The 17729-nt window shown below is 66.5% G+C and carries 13 protein-coding genes; 6 read left to right on the top strand and 7 right to left on the bottom strand.

Going from position 1 to position 17729, the window contains the following annotated elements; genetic code table 11:
• The 5 genes from AvAM_RS08170 to AvAM_RS08150 form a co-directional block, all read right to left on the bottom strand.
• The gene (locus tag AvAM_RS08170) at window positions 1–924 is read right to left on the bottom strand and encodes an ABC transporter ATP-binding protein (protein WP_137746621.1); all 924 of its coding nucleotides are present in this window, start codon (window positions 922–924) and stop codon (window positions 1–3) included.
• Window positions 920–2218 (bottom strand): nitrous oxide reductase family maturation protein NosD, encoded by a 1299-nt coding sequence (locus tag AvAM_RS08165; RefSeq protein WP_137746599.1) that lies wholly within the window; start codon window positions 2216–2218, stop codon window positions 920–922. The genes AvAM_RS08170 and AvAM_RS08165 overlap by 5 nt, the downstream gene beginning before the upstream one ends.
• Entirely contained in the window at window positions 2218–4821 is a 2604-nt protein-coding gene (locus tag AvAM_RS08160; protein WP_137746598.1) for a NosR/NirI family protein, read from the bottom strand. Before AvAM_RS08160 ends, AvAM_RS08165 begins: the two co-directional genes overlap by 1 nt.
• A 220-nt stretch (window positions 4822–5041) precedes the next feature.
• On the bottom strand, window positions 5042–6967 hold the full coding sequence (gene nosZ, locus AvAM_RS08155) for a TAT-dependent nitrous-oxide reductase (RefSeq protein ID WP_137746597.1): 1926 nt from the start codon (window positions 6965–6967) through the stop codon (window positions 5042–5044).
• Between the two features lie 24 nt (window positions 6968–6991).
• Window positions 6992–7354, bottom strand: coding sequence for a DUF2946 family protein (locus AvAM_RS08150; RefSeq protein WP_137746596.1), 363 nt, complete (start codon window positions 7352–7354; stop codon window positions 6992–6994).
• Between the two features lie 184 nt (window positions 7355–7538).
• On the opposite strand from AvAM_RS08150, the gene AvAM_RS08145 reads away from it, so the two are divergent.
• Both AvAM_RS08145 and AvAM_RS08140 read left to right on the top strand, forming a co-directional pair.
• Window positions 7539–7949, top strand: a complete 411-nt coding sequence (locus AvAM_RS08145) for a cytochrome c5 family protein (protein WP_137746595.1) — start codon at window positions 7539–7541, stop codon at window positions 7947–7949.
• An 11-nt stretch (window positions 7950–7960) separates the two neighbouring features.
• On the top strand, window positions 7961–9010 hold the full coding sequence (locus tag AvAM_RS08140) for an FAD:protein FMN transferase (RefSeq protein ID WP_137746594.1): 1050 nt from the start codon (window positions 7961–7963) through the stop codon (window positions 9008–9010).
• 11 nt (window positions 9011–9021) lie between these two features.
• Here AvAM_RS08140 and AvAM_RS08135 read toward each other — a convergent pair whose 3' ends face one another.
• A complete protein-coding gene (locus AvAM_RS08135; RefSeq protein WP_137746593.1) occupies window positions 9022–9864 on the bottom strand; it encodes a symmetrical bis(5'-nucleosyl)-tetraphosphatase in 843 nt (280 codons plus the stop codon).
• A 357-nt stretch (window positions 9865–10221) separates the two neighbouring features.
• Between AvAM_RS08135 and AvAM_RS08130 the strand changes: the two genes are divergently transcribed.
• A complete protein-coding gene (locus tag AvAM_RS08130; RefSeq protein ID WP_137746592.1) occupies window positions 10222–10524 on the top strand; it encodes an H-NS histone family protein in 303 nt (100 codons plus the stop codon).
• Between the two features lie 160 nt (window positions 10525–10684).
• Here the strand turns inward: AvAM_RS08130 and AvAM_RS08125 are convergent, their stop codons facing one another.
• A complete protein-coding gene (locus AvAM_RS08125; RefSeq protein WP_137746591.1) occupies window positions 10685–11560 on the bottom strand; it encodes a helix-turn-helix domain-containing protein in 876 nt (291 codons plus the stop codon).
• Between the two features lie 123 nt (window positions 11561–11683).
• Here AvAM_RS08125 and AvAM_RS08120 point away from each other — a divergent pair, with 123 nt between their 5' ends.
• The 3 genes from AvAM_RS08120 to AvAM_RS08110 form a co-directional block, all read left to right on the top strand.
• Complete coding sequence (locus AvAM_RS08120; RefSeq protein ID WP_137746590.1) at window positions 11684–12097, top strand: hypothetical protein; 414 nt, start codon at window positions 11684–11686, stop codon at window positions 12095–12097.
• Window positions 12098–12291: 194 nt separating this feature from the next.
• Window positions 12292–15234, top strand: coding sequence for an aconitate hydratase (locus AvAM_RS08115; RefSeq protein WP_137746589.1), 2943 nt, complete (start codon window positions 12292–12294; stop codon window positions 15232–15234).
• A gap of 314 nt (window positions 15235–15548) precedes the next feature.
• Window positions 15549–17729: PAS domain-containing protein (locus AvAM_RS08110; protein ID WP_137746588.1), on the top strand; the 2181-nt coding region annotated here is incomplete at its 3' end.

Genomic DNA, 17729 nt, shown 5'->3' with positions numbered 1-17729 from the left:
TCAGGCCTTGCGCAGGTCGAAGTACAGGTCTTCGAGGGAGGGCTCGTGGATCTGCACGTCCACGAGCCGCGTGCCGAGTGGCGCCAGGGCCGCGAGCGCGGCAACCTTCAGCGCGCGGGGGCAGGTCAGACACAGGCCCTCGGGCGTCGGCAGCGCGGTGATGCCGGGCAGCAAGGCCACCGCCTGCTGCGCGGCCGGAACGTCGGCGGGGGCGAGCACGAGGTCAATGGCCAGCGGCATGTGGGCCCGCTCGCGCAGCGCCTGCACGCTGCCCAGGGCCTGCAGCTTGCCCGAGGTCAGGATGGCCAGACGGTCCACGCGCTCCTGCAGCTCGGCCAGGATGTGGGAGGTGATGACGATGGTCACGCCCCGGGCCTGCAGGCCGCGCAGCGTGGCGTAGAAGTCGCGGATGGCCTGCGGATCCAGGCCGTTGGTGGGTTCGTCCAGCAGCAGCACCTGGGGGCTGCCCAGCAGCGCCTGCGCGAAACCGAGGCGCTGGCGCATGCCTTTGGAGTATTCGCGCACCGGGCGGTTGCCGGCCGGGGTCAGGCCCACCTGGTCGAGCAGCGTGGCGCATTGGGCCGGCGGCGCGGCCTTGAGGCGCGCAAAAAAGCGCAGCGTCTCCAGCCCGCTCAGGTTGTCGTAGAGCACCACGTTCTCGGGCAGGTAGCCCAGGTGGCGCCGCGCGGTGCGGAAGTCGCGGCCCGACACGCTGGTGCCGCCCACGCGGATCTCGCCGGAGGTGGCGGGCGTGAGGCCCAGGATCATCTTGAACAGCGTGCTCTTGCCCGCGCCGTTGTGGCCGATGAGGCCCAGGATTTCGCCGCGCTCGATGCGCAGGTCGATGCCGTCCACTGCGTGGTGCGCGCCGTAGTGCTTGTGGGCGTCCAGCACCTCGATGGCGGGGCCGGCGCGCAGGTCAATGGGGGGAGGGTTGCGGGTCACGCTGAAGATTCCGTTCGGGTGTGTTCGGCTGCACGGGCGATTGCGCAAGCGGGTGCATGCGGGGCTTGGGGTCGACCACGGTGGGCACGCGCAGCACGGGGAACTGCTGGCCCACCAGGCGCAGGGCCTGCACGGCGGGGCTGGCCAGCAGCAGCTTGATGGTGGGGTGGCGCCAGGTGAGGCGGTCCACCATGTCGTTGGCCTCGTAGGGCACGTCGCCCACGCCGTTGCCGTCGCGGTCCCAGCCCAGGTAGTTGCTCCAGTAGTTGCCCAGCGGGCCGCCCCAACGCTCGTCGCGGGCGCCCACATAGCGCACCTGTTCGCGGTTGCCGATGAAGTCGTTGCCGTCCACCACGTTGCGGGTGGAGCCGGCCGACAGGTGCACGCCCACGGTGTTGCGCACCACCCGGTTGCCGCGCAGCGTGGCGTACTCCACGTCGTAGATGAAGAAGCCGCGCTGGTTGTCTGCCACCAGGTTGTTCTCGATGACCGAATCCTGCAGCGTGCGCAGCATGATGCCGTGGTCGCTGTTGCTCCACGCGCGGTTGTTGCGCACCACCTGGTCGCGCACTTCCATCAGCGCGAGGCCCCCCCGGTTGTTGTAGGTGTCGTTGTCCTCCCACAGGTTGTAGTAGGAGTTCATGTAGTGCGTGCCGTAGCGGCTGTGGTGCAGCTTGTTGCCGCGAAAGATGGCGTGGTGCGACACGTCCACATACAGCGCGTCGCGCACGAAGCTGATGTGGTTGCCCTCGATGCGGGCGCCCTGGGTGTTGTACAGCTGCACGCCGTTGCCGCGCTGCGAGGAGTTCACGTCGCGCAGGCCGGTGATGGTGTTGTGCAGCACCTGCACGCCGTCTGCCTTCTCGATCCACAGGCCGAACAGGTTGTAGGTGAGGTCGCTGTGGCGCACCACCGCGCGGTGCGCGCCGGGCTGGATGTAGATGCCCGCGTTCTGGTCCTTGAGGCTGGTGCCGGAGTCGCGCACGATCAGGCCCTCGATCACCACGTCGGGCGCGGCCACGCGGATGGTGTCGCCCTGCTGGCCGCCGCTCACCGTGGGGCGGCCGATGCCGCGCAGGGTCAGCGCCTTGCCGATGCGCAGCGTGTTCACGCGGTAGAAGCCGCGTTGCACCTCCACCGTGTCGCCCGGCGCAGCGGCGTTGACGGCGGCCTGCAGGTCCTGCCCGGGGGCGACCTGCACCGTGGCCGCGCAGGCGGGCAAAGCCAGCATCAGCGCCAGGGCCGGGGCAGAGAGGGCCTGGGGCAGCTTCATCACGCCAGCCCCGCCAGCGCCTTGATGGCCAGGAACAGTGCCGCGCCAATCAACAGGTTCTTGAAGCCCACGTAGCTCAGCATGTCCATCACGCCCGCCACGCGGTAGCGGCCCTGCCACCAGGGCCCGTCCTTCACGTAGCGCTTGCCCGACAGACGGATCAGCACCTCGTACACGCTCCAGCCGAACCACCAGCCGATGATGGCGCCCGAGGACAGCGTGCCCAGGGCCGCCATCACCCAGGCCACGCTGGCGGCCACACCCAGCGAGAACCCGGCGATGTGCAGCGCGCGCCGCGATGCCCAGCCTTCGCGGCACCAGGGCCACAGGTGGTCCACCAGTTCTGCCCAGATCCAGCGCAGGCCATGGACATCGGCCTTGTGCGCAGGCTGTGCCTGTGCGGTGGGCATGCGCGGGTCCGGGCCCTGCGCGGCCTTGGCCGAAATCTGATCGGCCACGGTGGCGGGGTGGATGGGGATGAAGTAGCCGTTGGCGCCGATGGGCGTGATCGCGAGGCCGTCCTTCTCGCGGCGCTTGCGCTCCTTGGCCAGCGGCGGGCAGCCCTTGGTGTCGGTGTAAAGCACCATGCAATCGAGGCAGTGCAGGCACTCGCGGTGGTCGATGCGGCCGTCGGTGTCGATGGCCTGGGCGCCGCAGCCCACGGCGCAGGCCTTGCAGCTGTTGCAGTCCTGCTTGCGCTTGAGGCCGAACCAGCGGAACGTGCTGGGCATGGCCAGCGACGCGCCCAGCGGGCAGATGTACTTGCAATAGGGCCGCTCGATGAAGATCGACACGCCCAGAATGGCCGCCACGAACAGGCCGTAGGGCCAGGCGCGGTTGAGCACGCCCACCAGGAAGGTGGTCTTGAATGGCTCCACCTCGGCCAGCTTCTCGGCCAGGCCCATGGAGAACATCGACACCGCGAGCAAGCCGAAGAACACCGCGTACTTGGCCCACTTGAGCCGGTCGTGCCACTTCTGCGGCAGCTGGGTCTGAAAGCGCTTGAGGCCCAGGACGCGAGCGACCTTGTAGATGCCCTCCTGCAGCGAACCGAACGGGCACATCCAGCCGCAGAACAGCCCGCGGCCGAACAGGAACACCGTGGCGATGATGAAGATCCAGAACAGGAAGATGAACGGGTCGGACAGAAACAGCGACCAGGTCCACTGGAACAGCAGCGCGTGGAACCAGGTCAGCACCTGCGTGATGGAGGGCTGCGCCATCTGGCCGAAGCCGATCCAGCCGATGCTGATGGCCCAGAAGCTGTACTTGAAGGCGTTCACCGGCCATTTGTTCTTGTGGGTGGAGCGGCGCGTGAGCCTTTCACGCAGCGCATAGACCACCGTGACGCCCACCAGCAGCAGCGCGAACAGCGCGATGGGCAGCGCCTGCGATTTCCAGATGCGCACCCAGGGCGCGTCAGGTTCCTTGACCTCCGGGCGGCCGCCGTCGAGCAGCGTGGCGGGCAGCCAGTACTTGGACTCGAACACCGCAAAGCTGCGGTGGCCGGTGGCGCGGTCCACACGGTTGCCCAGGAAGGCGAACTTCCACGGGTACGCGGCCGAGAAGGCCTGCGAGCGGATGATGAAGATGGCCGATTCGTTGTAGCCGGGCGCGCCGGCAGCCTCCAGCCCGTAGAGGTTGAGCGCATCCAGGTCGCGGAAGGTGAAGGAGTCCGACCCCTGCTTGACCTGCACCCGGTCGAAGATGCCGCCGCGTACGAAGCCCGAGCCCTTGAACGACTCCTGCCCGCCGGTCTTGATGACGAACAGCGCGTTCTCGCCGTCCTTCAGGCGCGAGCGCAGGTTCTCGAAGCCGTTTTTGCCCAGCAGGCTCTGGCCCATATCGGGGTGGTTCAGGTCGCCGAACCACAGCTCAATGAAGGGCTCCGGGCCCCGAGGCAGGCCCACCTGCTCGGGCTTGACCAGCAGCTGCTGCACGGCGCCCATCTGCACCAGCCGTGCCCAGCTGTAGGCCTGGCCGGTGTGGGCAAAACGCGCGGCCTCGCGCACCGTGGGCGCGATGATGCCGGTCTGCCGTGCCACGGCCGAGCCCGAGGCCATGACCACCTGGTTCTGCGCGACCACGGTGACGGTGGCGCCGGAGATGGCATCGACGCCGATCACGTTCTCATCGGGGCGCGAGGGGCCGACCTCGATGGTGTCGGTGACCGACTTGCCCAGGTACTGGTTGTTGAAGTTCGTCAGCGCCGATTCCGGGATGCCCAAGAGCAGGATGGGCTCGGAATGCTTGAGCACCTTGATGCCCACGAAGCGGCCCTGTGCATCCATGCCGATGAGCGTGACCACCGGCTTGCCCGAGTACGCGGGCGTGTCGGTGATGTCCGTGGACAGCATCACGTAGCCCAGCAGCTTGCCGCCATCGCCATAGGCCTCGACATACGGCGGCTGACCCTTGCGCTCGGAGAATCGCACGGCGCCCGGGAACGCATCGGCGCACGGCAGCAGCGCGCACAGGTCGCTTGCCGTGGCCAGGTTGGCAGGCAGCTCGGCCTCGTACGCGCCCGCCTGGGCGCGGGGCGCGAGCAGCACCAGCAGCAGGGCCATGCAGCAGGCAGCGATCCGTGGAGCGAGGGACATCATGGGACTATTGTTTTGATAGCTGCCATCGCATACTGGATGCGCGGCAGGGGCTCATTTGATTCAAAGAAGGGGCGCAATCTGCGCAACTGGCGCGCCCCAAAAGACCAGGGCAGCCAAGCAAGGGCCGCCCCGCAGCGAGGGCTGCGTCCCCCTTCCCGAATGGCGCAGCCATTCGAGAGAAGGGGTGAAGGCGCGCAGCGCCTCAGGGGGATGCTCCGAATCAACCTTCCACAATCATCCGCGTGCGCATTTCCAGGTGGAGTGCGTGGCAGAAGTGCGTGCAGTAGCACCAGAACACACCGGGCTTGTCGGCCACGAAGCTCACCGACTTGGTCTCCAGCGGGTTCACGATGAAGTTCACGTTGTAGTTCGGGATGGCGAAGCCGTGCGTCAGGTCCTCGATCTTGTCCAGATTGGTCAGGATCAGCGTGACCTCGTCGCCCTTCTTGAGCTTGAACTCGCGCAGGCTGAAGGCTGGGGCTTGCGAGGTCATCTTCACCGTGACCTTCTTGCCGTTTCGGAACACGCCGGATTCCTTCGGGTCCTTCACGGCCAGCGGGAATTCGTCGAGCGTGTAGACCTGCTTGGGCTTGACCAGGTCGCGCTTGAAGATGATGAAGTCATGGGGCTCGCCGCGCACGGGGTGGTCGGCCAGCAGCACCATCTTCTCGCCCGAGATGTCGATGAGCTGCTCGTTCTCGGGGTGCAGCGGGCCCACGGGCAGGAAGCGGTCCTTGGAGAACTTGCAACCCACGGCCAGGAACTTGCCGTCGGCGGCCTTGGTCTCGGACTGCGAGGCGTTCAAGTGGCCAGGCTGGTATTGCACGTCCAGGCGGTCCACCACGTACTTGGCGGTCTTGTCGCCCGCGTGGAACTTGATGGCGGCCTCCACGTTCCACTTCACGACCTGGCTGTCCAGGAACAGGGTGGTGTAGGCGTTGCCACGGCCGTCAAACGCAGTGTGCAGTGGGCCCAGGCCCAGTTCCACTTCGGCCACGATGGCGGCGTCCAGTTTTTCGAGTTTGCCTTCAAAGTAGTCGAGCACCTTGGCCAGTTCGATCACCGTGCCGGTGGGCGAGAGCTTGCCGGCGCAGATGAAGTACTTGCCATCGGGGCTGGCGTTCACACCGTGGGGGTTCTTGGGCACCGACACATACGCGGTGAGGGCCGTCTTGGGGTCCTTGTTGGCTTCGTGCGTGCCGTCCACCACGGGCACCTTGCTGGTGCCGATGGTCTTGAACTTGCCAGCCTTCACGGCGGCTTCGATGCGGGCCACGTTGAAGAACAGGCAGGCGTCGCGCTCGGCGGACATCATGTCCTCATACTTCGCGCCCATCTCGGTGTTGTACTGGTTGGTGGCGGCCAGCTTGCCGTCGTAGGACGTGGCCACCAGGTCGCAGTTGCCATCGATCAGCACCTGCCAGCGCACTTCCATGGTTTCTGCATCGACGCAGCTGAACATGGAGCGGTATTTGCTGGCGTCTTCGGTGCCCGTGTTGGGCATGGGGATGGCGAACTCACCGCCGCAGAACACGCGCGTGGTGTAGTTGATGGCCGGGTCCACCGGATCGGCCTTGTCCGGGAAGATGCCGTGAAAGCCTTGCACGTTGGGCAGCTTGGTGATCTTGTCGCAGATGAAATAGTCGAGGCGGATGCGGGCGACGCGGCTGTTGATCTTGTCGTTGATCCAGGCGTAGCGGCCGTCGTAGTTGCCGTCCTTGTACGAGGCGTGGGTGTGGTGGGTATCGGCCACCGTGTATTCGAGGTGACCGTCGGGCTTGGTGCCCATCACGGCCTTGGATTCGTTGGTGATGCCCCAGCCCACCAGGGCGTCGGGTACGAAGCAAGGGATGCGGGTGATTTCGCGGCCGGAGGGCAGGCCCAGCACGCGCATGTCGCCCGTGTGGCCGCCGCTCCAGAGGCCGTAGTAGGTGTCCAGCTCGCCGGGCTTGAGGTGCACGCTGGCGCCTGCGCTGGCATGGCCGCCCGCAGGGGCTGCGGGGGCTGGAGCTGCGGGCGTAGCAGCGCCGGGCTTTTCGGTGCAGGCGGCGACGCCTGCGGTCAATCCCACCAGTGCAGCGGTGTTGATGAAACTGCGTCGGCCCATGCCGGCGGTGGGGTGGGAGGTTTCTTTTCTGTCGTTCATGGTTGGTTCCTCTAGGGGATGGGCTCAGTTGAAAAGCGGGGGCGCACGCGCAGGGGGGCTTCGCGCAGCGCCACGCTGTGCGAAAAGGGGTGTGTGAAAGCGGGGCTCGTATGCCGGTGCTTGCGCCGTGGGCTGTGCTGTGTGTGCGGATGAGGGCGGTGTGTCGGCCGCCAGGCACAGGGGGCAGTCCAGGGTGGATGCATGCGGCGCTGCCAGGCCATCGGTGGCCTGAACGACCAGGCGTTTGCCACCGGTGCCTGCACCCGAGCAGACCAGCTCCATGCGGGGGGGCGACACCAGCGGGGCGGCCATCGCCACCCCCAGTGCCAACACAAACCACGCCAATACCCACAGGCGCAGGGTTCGCAGGGTGTGATGGCTTTGCATGGCCCGAATAATAGATTCACGTAATATGAATCTAATTGATCTGGATCATCCTTTGGCACTGCGCCCTTGTGCTCCAAAGCGCCCTCAGCGCCTACAGTTCTTGCACCTCTCCAGAGGAGGCCCGGCACCATCTGCCAGGCCCTACTGGATGGCTGTTTCAACCCCCAAGAACAGGATGTATGCGATGCAAAAGAACACCGTGATGGTCGCCGTGGCGATCGTGGCCGCGCTGCTGGCGGGCTGTGGCGACAAGAAGCCGGAGCCCGCTGCGGCTGCGGCACCTGCCGCTGTCAGTGCACCAGCCCCTGCGCCTGCACCGGCCCCCGCAGCAGCGGCAGAGAACGAGCTGGGCAAGAGCGTGTTCGGCAAGACCTGCGCCATGTGCCATGCCGCTGGTGTGGCCGGCGCCCCCAAGCCGGGTGACAAGGCCGACTGGGGCCCGCGCATTGCCCAGGGCAAGGACACCTTGTACAAGCACGCCATCGAGGGCTTTACCGGTGCCAAGGGCATGATGCCCGCCAAGGGCGGTGCCGCCAACCTGAGCGATGCCGACGTGAAGGCGGCTGTGGACTACATGGCCGACAAGTCGCTCTGAGCGGAGGCGCCATGCTGCAAGCTTCTTTGCGCCCCCGTGGCCTGTCACGCCGCCGCGTGGCCATGGCGTTGCCCTTGCTGGGCAGCGCACTTTGGCACACCGGGGCGGCAGCGGTGGCCGGGCGGGCAGAGTCCTGCCGCACCACGCGGGCCCTGATGGGCACGCAGGTGGACATGGTGGCCGAGGGCCCTGACGGCCCGCTGCTGCGCCACGCCATGGACCGCGCCTATGCAGAGATGCAGCGGCTGGAGGCCTTGATGAGCCGCTACCAGCCACAGAGCGTGGTCCGCCGCATCCAGCTGGCGGCAGGCATCACGCCCGTGGCCGTGCCGCCCGAAGTCATGGCCGTGCTGCAGAGTGCGCAGCGCGTGTGGGCCCAGAGCGGGGGCGCTTTTGATGTGACCGTGGGCGCCTTCACATCGTGGAACTTCGGTCCGGGCGCGAAGGTGGTGCCGGAGGCCGCCGAGCTGGCGCGGCAGCGGCCGCTGGTGGGTGCGCAGGGCCTGGTGCTTGATAGCCAGGCGGGCACCGCCTTTCTGGTGCGCCAGGGCATGGCGCTGGACCTGGGCGGGATTGCCAAGCTCCCGATCCTCGAAGCAGGCATGAAGGTGCTGCGCTCGGAGGGGGTCGAGAACGCCATGGTCAATGGCGGTGGTGATGTGCTGACCCAGGGGCTGTGGCAAGGCAGGCCCTGGCGTGTGGGCCTGCGTGACCCGCGCTCCCCCGAGCGTTTGCTGGGTGTGGTGGCGGTGGCGGGCAGCGGCGTGGTGGCGTCATCGGGCGACTATGAGCGTTTCTTCTTCCATGCAGGCCAGCGCCAGCACCATGTGCTCAACCCGCGCACGGGCCGCCCCACATCGGGGGTCCATGGCGTGAGCCTGGTGGCGCGCGATGTGGCCGCCGTCAACGGCCTGGGCGCGGCGCTGATGGTGCAGGGCGCGCAGGCGGGCCGGGCGCTGGTGCAGCGTGCACCAGGGTTGGCGGTGCTGGTGGCAGGGCAGGACGGCAGTGTCTGGCAGTCTCCCGCCATGGCGGCGCTGCTGGAGCCGGTGGCGTCCTGACGCTTGGGGGCTCAGCCTGGCGCCTGGGCCTGTTCGCAGTGCACCTGCAGCAGTTCGCGGTCGGCCAGCGTGGCGCCAAAACGCACGGCGCTCAGGCAGCCGCCCCATACGCAGCCGGTGTCCAGCCCCAGTAGATCGCTGCGGTTCAGCCAGCCCAGTGTGGACCAGTGCCCAAAGGCCATCACGGTGCCCGCCGTGCGGCGCCCTGGCACATCGAACCAGGGCATGAGCCCGGGCGGCGCGGCGCTGGCGCTTTCGGTGCTTTCAAAATCCATCACCCCGTCGGCCGAGCAAAAGCGCAGCCGGGTGAGGGCATTCACGATCACGCGCAGCCGTTCTGTGCCGGTGAGGTGGTCGCTCCAGCGGTCGGGTGTGTTTCCATACATGGCCTGCAAGAAAGCGGGCAGCTCGGGGCTGCGCAAGACGGCCTGCACCTCGTCGGCATAGGCCAGCGTGTCGGTTGCCGACCAGGTGGGCAACACACCGGCATGCACCATCAGCAGGGTCTGCCCTGCGTGCGTGTGCGCACGGGCCAGGGGCTGCTGGCGCACCCAGGCCAGCAGGGCCTCGCGGTCGGGTGCGTTCAGCACCGCGCTCAGCGTGTCGCGCCGCGAGGGTTTGCGGGCTCCTGCGGCGGCGGCCAGCAGGTGCAGGTCGTGGTTGCCCAGCAGGCAGCGGATGGCGTCGCCATGGCGCATGCAGCGGCGCAGCACGGCGCCCGATTCAGGGCCCCGGTTGACCAGGTCGCCCAGCAGGTAAACGGTGTCGCGGCTGGCAGAAAAGCCGATGGTGTCCAGCAGGCGGCCCAGGGCGCTGTCGCAGCCCTGGACATCGCCGATGCAATAAATGGCCATGGTGTGTGGTGGGAGGGAAGGAGCGTGGATTTTCTGCCAAGGCCGCAGGGGATTACACCGGGGCGGCGACGCAGAGTTAAACCAGCTATTCTTGCACTCCAGCCACCCTTGCCTGGCCGCCGCGGGCCAGTGGTTTGCGCGGGGAGATATTGACTCACGAATGGCGACAGAAGTACCTCTTGGGCCTTGAAAATTGCGCAGATAGGCCCAATGCGGAGCCTTGGTATTGGCCCTGAATGAATATAGGCCTGTGTTATTTGTGGTTTTCTCGGAGAAAATTTGCCGGCCGGGCTTCCGCAACCGGGATTATTCCTATAATCGAGTCGTCACCAACCTCACACCTTTTATCCAGACACCATGACCAGCTACAAAGAACTTTTGAAGCAGCGTGAAGCCCTTGAGCAACAAATCAGCGAAGCACGGCGCCGCGAGTTGTCGGATGCTGTGTCCCAGGTTCGTGCACTGGTCGCTGAATATGGTTTGACCGCTCAGGACGTGTTCCCTGCTGGCAAGGCCGCAGGCAAGACCGGCCGCAGTTCGACAGCTGGCTCCAAGGTGGCCCCCAAGTACCGTGACCCCGCTACCGGCCAGACCTGGACCGGCCGTGGCAAGGCACCCCGCTGGATTCAAAACGAGAACCGCGAGAAGTTCGCCATTTGATGGTGGACCGCCGCCACAACCGAAAAGCCCGCTGAAGCGGGCTTTTTTATTGGCTGCGCGAAGAATGGGGCGTAAAGGATTAAAGGACTAACGGGGCTTCGGTAGGCCCCTTTGCCATCTGCCGTGGTGGGCCAGTGTGAGCCCGGTGGGTTTGTGGGGCTCAACCTTGGGCATTTTGCTGCTGCGCCAGTTCACGCAATGCCTGGGCGGTGAATTCATCGGCTGGAAAGAACGACTCCACGGCCAACTCCTGCAATGTCACATCCACCGGTGTGCCGAATATCGTGGTGGTGCTGATAAGCGACAGCATGCCGTGCACACTCTCGAAACAAAACGGCATGACCACGCCCAGCATTTCACCGGCCAAAACCAGCGGCGTGGTTTCTTCGGGGGCGGGGTATTCCTGCAACTCGGCCTGCAAGGCGATCAGGGTGGGGTCGGCCGTGGCCTGGATTTGCTGGCGCAGGCGCTCGAACAAATGCGCGCGCCATTGCGCCAGGTTGGCAATGCGGGGCGCCAGGCCCTGGGGGTGCAGGCTCAGGCGGAACACATTGATGGGCGGTGCCAGCAGCTCGGGGCTGACATGCGCAGACAGCAGGGCCAGCGCGGCGCGGTTGGTGGCCACCACGTTCCAGCAGCGGTCCAGCGCAATGGCGGGGCAGGGCTCGTGGCCCTTGAGCACCAGCTCCACCGCCTGGCGGGCGGCGGCCAAAGCCGGGTCGTCCAGCGCGCGTTCGCGGTACATGGGCGCATAGCCCGCCGCCACCAGCAAGGCGTTGCGTTCGCGCAGCGGGATGGCCAGGCGCTCGCACAGGCGCAGGACCATGTCGCGGCTGGGGTTGGTGCGGCCGGTTTCCATAAAGCTCACATGGCGGGTGGAGATGTCGGCCTCGTCCGCCAGCTCCAGCTGGCTCAGGTGGCGCTGCTGGCGCCAGGTGCGCAGGTGGTCTCCGAACGACGCGGGCCCGGCCGGTGCCGGGCGGTGGGGCAGGGCGGGGCGCGGATTGCGGTGCGAGGGGGCGGATGCGGAGGTCATGGGCCACATCCTAGGTTCAAACAGTCCACTGGCCATTACCTGCCATGTCATCGACGGTGTGCGCGATGCCGGGAACGATGCTGGCCTGTTCTTCGTTTTCTTCAACCCGCCTAGGAGCCTTTCATGTTCAATCTGATGCCTTCCCCCCGATTCCTGCGTGCCGTGGTCTGGTTCGATGCCTCCACGGGGGTCTTGCTGGGTGCCCTGCACCTGCTGCTCACGGCGCCGCTGGCCGAATGGCTCGGCCTGCCTGCGGGGCTGTTGCAGGTGACCGGCGTGATGCTGCTAGGGTACGCCGCACTGGCGATAGCGATAGCGATTGCCCGGTCCGAGCCCATGCCCCGGGGCTGGTTGTGGGTGCTGATTGCGGGCAACCTGGCCTGGGCGGCGGCCAGCCTGGTGCTGCTGCTGGGTTCCACGCTCACGCCCACCCTGCTGGGCCAGGCGTATCTGCTGGTGCATGTGGTGTCGGTGGCGTTGCTGGCCGAGCTGCAGTGGTGGGGCGTGCGCCGCCTGCGTGTGTGGGCCGTCGCATGATGCTGTTCTTGCTATACAAAACATAGCTAACTTTGCTTTCCTATCAGGCGCAAGCGGCTATTTTTGTTTGATAGATACCGCCCGCCCAGGGGCGGGGGCCAGCCGCTCAGCCCCGTGGGGCGGTAAGGCCCCACGATTGCACCGCCATACAGGACTGCCAGAATAGGTCGTGTTGCCTTTCACAGGAGTCCGCCATGGCCGTCTCGCGCAAGTCGTCGCCCCAGCCCACCCGCCACGCGTTTGCCAACACCCTCAAGAGCTTCAAGACAGCGTCTGGCAAGGAGGGACAGTTCTACTCCCTGCCCGCGCTGGCCAGGAAGTTTCCCGACATCAAGCGCCTGCCCGTGTCGATCCGCATCGTGCTCGAATCGGTGCTGCGCAATTGCGATGGCCGCAAGGTGACGCCTGAGCATGTGGAGCAACTGGCCCGCTGGGCGCCGAATGCCGAGCGCAAGGACGAGATCCCCTTCGTAGTCTCGCGCGTGGTGCTGCAGGACTTTACCGGCGTGCCGCTGCTGGCCGACCTGGCCGCCATGCGCAGCGTGGCCGCCAAGCTGGGCAAGAACCCCAAGAAGATCGAACCCCTGGTGCCCGTGGATTTGGTGGTGGACCACTCCATCATGATCGACCACTACGGCAAGAAGAATTCGCTCGACCTGAACATGAAGCTTGAATTCCAGCGCAACCGCGAGCGCTACGAGTTCATGAAATGGGGCATGCAGGCCTTTGACACCTTTGGCGTGGTGCCCCCGGGCTTTGGCATCGTGCACCAAGTCAACCTCGAATACCTGGCGCGCGGCGTGCACAAGCGCAAGGACAACGTCTACTACCCCGACACCCTGGTGGGCACCGACAGCCACACCACCATGATCAATGGCATCGGCGTGGTGGGCTGGGGCGTGGGCGGCATCGAGGCCGAGGCCGCCATGCTGGGCCAGCCGGTGTACTTCCTCACCCCCGATGTGGTGGGCTTCGAGATGACCGGGCGGCTGCGCGAGGGCGTCACGGCCACCGACCTGGTGCTCACGGTGACCGAGCTGCTGCGCAAGCACAAGGTGGTGGGCAAGTTCGTCGAATTTTTTGGCGAAGGCACGCGCACCCTGGCGCTGCCCGACCGCGCCACCATCGGCAACATGGCGCCCGAATACGGCGCGACCATGGGCTTCTTCCCGGTCGATGAAAAGACCATTGACTACTTCCAGGGCACGGGCCGCACCAAGGCCGAGATCGAAGCCTTCGAGGCCTACTTCAAGGCCCAGGGCCTGTTTGGCGTGCCGCTGGCGGGCGAGGTGGACTACTCGCAGGTCGTGACGCTCGACCTGGGCAGCGTCACCCCCAGCCTGGCGGGCCCCAAGCGCCCGCAGGACCGCATCGAGCTGGGCCAGGTCAGCCGCCAGTTTGCCGACCTGTTCAGCCTACCCAATGCGCAAAACGGCTTCAACCGTCCGGCCGAACTGCTGCACACGCGGTTCCACATCCACCGCGCTGAAGAAGTGGTCGCCGATGTGGCACCCGACGGCAAGCCCACGCCCGCCGGTGCGCCGCGCTCGGTGGTGGAGATGGAGGCCAATAAACCAGCCCTAGCCACGGCCCATACCGAGGCCCGCAGCGCCACTTTGCCCGCCAAGGGCGCCGACCCCACCGTGGGCAATGGTGACGTGCTGATTGCCGCCATCACCAGCTGCACCAACACCAGCAACCCCAGCGTGCTGCTGGCGGCGGGCCTGTTGGCCAAGAAGGCGGTGGAGGCGGGGCTCAAGGTGCAGCCGCACATCAAGACCTCGCTGGCCCCCGGCTCGCGCATCGTGACCGAGTACCTCAGCGAAACCGGCCTGCTGCCCTACCTGGAAAAGCTGGGCTTTTCGATTGCGGGCTATGGCTGCACCACCTGCATCGGCAATGCGGGCGACCTCACTCCTGAGCTGAATGAGGCCATCACTGGCAACGACCTGGTGTGCGCGGCCGTGCTGTCGGGCAACCGCAACTTCGAGGCGCGCATCCACCCCAACCTCAAAGCCAACTTTCTGGCCAGCCCGCCGCTGGTGGTGGCCTACGCGATTGCGGGCACGGTGCTCAAGGACCTGATGACCGAACCCGTGGGCCAGGGCAAGGGGGGCAAAGACATCTACCTGGGCGACATCTGGCCCAGCAGCGACGAGGTGCATGCGCTGCTGAAGTTCGCCATGAAGGGCAAGGCCTTCCGCGAGAACTACGCCAAGGTGGCCGCCGACCCCGGCAAGCTGTGGGAGAAGATCAAGGGTGTGAGTGGCACGGCCTACACCTGGCCCGCCAGCACCTATATTGCCGAGCCACCGTTTTTTGCCCAATTTGCTCTCGAAAGAGGAGCTAACAAGGAAGGCGGGACGGGCGGAGAAGGCCAAAAAGATGCCCAACTTCCGTCAGTACTGGGTGCCCGCATCATGGCGCTGTTTGGCGACTCCATCACCACCGACCACATCTCGCCCGCCGGCTCCATCAAGGAGAGTTCGCCCGCAGGCCAGTGGCTGCTGCAGCACGCTGTGCAAAAGGCCGACTTCAACAGCTACGGCGCGCGGCGCGGCAACCACGACGTGATGGTGCGTGGCACCTTTGCCAACGTGCGCATCAAGAACCTGATGATTCCGCCCACCGCCGACGGCTCGCGCGAAGAGGGCGGGGTCACGGTGTTTCAGAACGAGGGCGCGTTGCAGGGCGAGAAGATGTTCATCTTCGACGCTGCTATGCAGTACATGGCCCAGGGCACGCCCACCGTGATTTTTGCGGGTGAGGAGTACGGCACCGGCTCCAGCCGCGACTGGGCGGCCAAGGGCACGCAGCTCTTGGGTATCAAGGCCGTGGTGGCGCGCAGCTTCGAGCGCATCCACCGTTCCAACCTGGTGGGCATGGGGGTGCTGCCGCTGCAGTTCAAGGCGGGCGACTCGTGGGAGACGCTGGGCCTGGTGGGCAACGAAGTCATCGACGTGGTGCCCGACGCCGCGCTCACCCCCCAGAGCGACGCCCGGCTGGTCATCCGCCGTGCCGATGGCAGCCTGCGGGAGGTGGTGGTCACGCTGCGCATCGACACCCCCATCGAGGTGGACTACTACCGCGCCGGGGGCATCCTGCCCTTTGTGCTGCGGCAGTTGCTGGGCACCTGACAGGGGCGTTGCAACTACGGGGCCTCGGCCCCGTTTTTATTGGGCGGCGTCCTAAGAGCGGCTAACAAAACTCCTCTGGCGTCGTTGCCATATCTTGTCGTACTGCTCGTACTGCTCGTACTGCTCGTACTGCCTGCGACGCGGCGCCTAGCCAGAACCCAGAACCGCTTCGCTGAGTTTTGTGAGCCGCTCCAAGGTTCGCAGGGGGCGCAACCGGTGGAGCGGTCTGGTTATTTCCTTACGCATAGATACACTTGAGCCGTCCCCCCGAAAACACGTACCGCCCCTCTGCCACCCGTCCATCCTTCACGCCCATGCCCCCCCCCAACCGCCCCTTGACCACGCGCGCGTACCTGTCGGACGCGCCCGCTGTCACGGTGGTGCTGGTGGTGGTCGTGCTGGCCCTGGTGATATTGCCGCTGGTGCAATTGCTGGGGGACGGCGCGGGGGCTCAGCATGGGCTGGAGCCGCTGCTGGAGATGGCGGCTGTGCTGCTGGGGCTGCTGGTGGTATCGGTGTCGCTGCACGCGCTCGAAGCGCACGAACAGGCGCGGGCCAATGTGCTGGTGGTGGGCGTGGGGGTGGCTGCAGCCTGTAACTTTCTGCATGGCGTGCTGGTCCATTCCGGCCCGGTGCACATGCCCGTGGGCAGTGCCTACATCTCCCTGTGGCTCAGCAGCTGGGCGCGCATTGCCGAGGTGGCCACCCTGGGGCTCACGGCCACGCGGCTGGCAGCGCCGGGGCCCCCCAGGGTCTGGCTGGCGGTTTCGGGCGGCGTCACGCTGGTGGTGGTGGGATCGGCCATGGGTCCCCTGCCGGGCTGGTTTGCGCAGGCTGCGGGTGGCGTGCTGCGGCAGGTGCTGGCGGCCGTGCTGGCATTGGCGCTGGTGGTGATTGCCGTGGTGCTGTACCGCCGCGCCAGCCGCGATGCGGACAGCCAGCCGCGTGATCGCCTGTTTGCCTGGGCGGCCATGGCATTTGTGTGCGGCGAACTCACGGTGGGGGCCCTGGGCGGGCACTCGCCCATCGGGGGGCCGCTGGCCCATGGCTTGCGGGTGATGGCCTACGCGCTGCTGTACCAGGCGGTGTTCGACGCCGGCATCCGCCAGCCCTTTGCCCGCATCCAGACGGCCGAGAGCCGCTTGCGCGAGAGCGAAAGCCGCCTGTCGCTGCTGGGGCGCAACCTGCCCCACAGCGTGTTGTTCCAGGTGGTGCGCGAACTCGACGGCCGCGTGCACTTTGTGCACATGGGAGACGCCATCGAACGGCTCAATGGGGTGCGCGTGCAAGAGGTGCTGGCCGACCCCGGCGTGCTGTACCGCCAGATCCTGGAGGAGGACATCGGTCGCCTGCGCGAGGCAGAGCGGCATTCCTTTTTGTCCATGACCAGCCTGGAGGCGGTTTTTCGTTTGCGCCGCACCGATGGGCAGGTGCGCTGGATGCACCTGAATTCCTCGCCTCGGCGGCTGGATGATGGCCGCGTGTTGTGGGACGGGGTGCAGACCGACATCACGGCGCACCACCTGGCCGAAGAGGCTGCGCGCGCCAAGGATGCGCTCATGGCCAACATGCTGCGCCTGGTTCCGGGCGGGGTGGCCCGGCTCGACCGCGACCTGCGCGTGCTGTATGTCAACGAGCAGCAGGCGCGCTGGCTCTACAAGACCCCGCAGGACCTGCAGGGCCGACTGCTGCAGGACGTGATCCCGGCCGAGGTGTTTGTGCGCATGCAGCCCCACCTCGACAAGGCTTTTGCGGGCGAGACCGTGGTGTTTGAAAACCGCATCGAAGGCCCCGACGGCATGCAGTACCGCCACACCACCCTCGCGCCCGAGGCCGTTACCGAGCAAGGTGCATCGGCCGTGGTGGTTTTCGCCTACGACCTCACGGCGCTCAAACGCATCGAGCAGGAACTGGCGCACCAAAAGGCGCACCTGGCGCGCGTGGTCAACGCCATGCCGGACATGGTGTTCCTCAAGGATGCCGAGGGCGTGTACCTGTCGGTCAACCCCGTGTTCGAGCGTTTTTCGGGCCGGCCCGAGCGCGATGTGGTGGGCCGCAACGACTACGACCTGACCAACCCGGCCGAGGCCGAGCGCTTTCGCAAGTACGACCAGCGCGCCATGCAGGCCTGGCAGCCACTGGTGTACGAAGAAACGCTCACCTTTGCCGAAGACGGCTACCAGGGCCAGTTCGAGACCATCAAGACACCCATCCGCGACCTGCACGGCCGCGTGACCGGCGTGCTGGGCGTGTGCCGCGACATCACCGACCGCAAACGTGCCGAACAAGAAATCGAGCGCCTGGCCTTCTACGACGCCCTCACGGGCCTGCCCAACCGCCGCCTGCTGCTCGATCGCCTGCAACGCTCCATCGCCGCCTGCCAGCGCACCAGAAACCTCGGCGCCCTGCTGTTCATCGACCTCGACAACTTCAAGGATCTGAACGACACCCTGGGCCACGACATGGGCGACCAGCTTTTGTCGCAAGTGGCCGCC

This window comes from Acidovorax sp. NB1 (assembly GCF_005405905.1).
Lineage (GTDB): Bacteria > Pseudomonadota > Gammaproteobacteria > Burkholderiales > Burkholderiaceae_C > Acidovorax.
This window is presented reverse-complemented; position numbering and strand designations above follow the sequence as displayed.

What these genes read in the sequence shown, in the direction of transcription:
- AvAM_RS08165 (WP_137746599.1), bottom strand. Translation starts at nt 2,218, where the DNA reads ATGAAGCTGCCCCAGGCCCTCTCTGCCCCGGCCCTGGCGCTGATGCTG.
- AvAM_RS08160 (WP_137746598.1), bottom strand. Translation starts at nt 4,821, where the DNA reads ATGATGTCCCTCGCTCCACGGATCGCTGCCTGCTGCATGGCCCTGCTG.
- nosZ (WP_137746597.1), bottom strand. Translation starts at nt 6,967, where the DNA reads ATGAACGACAGAAAAGAAACCTCCCACCCCACCGCCGGCATGGGCCGA.
- AvAM_RS08150 (WP_137746596.1), bottom strand. Translation starts at nt 7,354, where the DNA reads ATGCAAAGCCATCACACCCTGCGAACCCTGCGCCTGTGGGTATTGGCG.
- AvAM_RS08145 (WP_137746595.1), top strand. Translation starts at nt 7,539, where the DNA reads ATGCAAAAGAACACCGTGATGGTCGCCGTGGCGATCGTGGCCGCGCTG.
- AvAM_RS08140 (WP_137746594.1), top strand. Translation starts at nt 7,961, where the DNA reads ATGCTGCAAGCTTCTTTGCGCCCCCGTGGCCTGTCACGCCGCCGCGTG.
- AvAM_RS08135 (WP_137746593.1), bottom strand. Translation starts at nt 9,864, where the DNA reads ATGGCCATTTATTGCATCGGCGATGTCCAGGGCTGCGACAGCGCCCTG.
- AvAM_RS08130 (WP_137746592.1), top strand. Translation starts at nt 10,222, where the DNA reads ATGACCAGCTACAAAGAACTTTTGAAGCAGCGTGAAGCCCTTGAGCAA.
- AvAM_RS08125 (WP_137746591.1), bottom strand. Translation starts at nt 11,560, where the DNA reads ATGACCTCCGCATCCGCCCCCTCGCACCGCAATCCGCGCCCCGCCCTG.
- AvAM_RS08120 (WP_137746590.1), top strand. Translation starts at nt 11,684, where the DNA reads ATGTTCAATCTGATGCCTTCCCCCCGATTCCTGCGTGCCGTGGTCTGG.
- AvAM_RS08115 (WP_137746589.1), top strand. Translation starts at nt 12,292, where the DNA reads ATGGCCGTCTCGCGCAAGTCGTCGCCCCAGCCCACCCGCCACGCGTTT.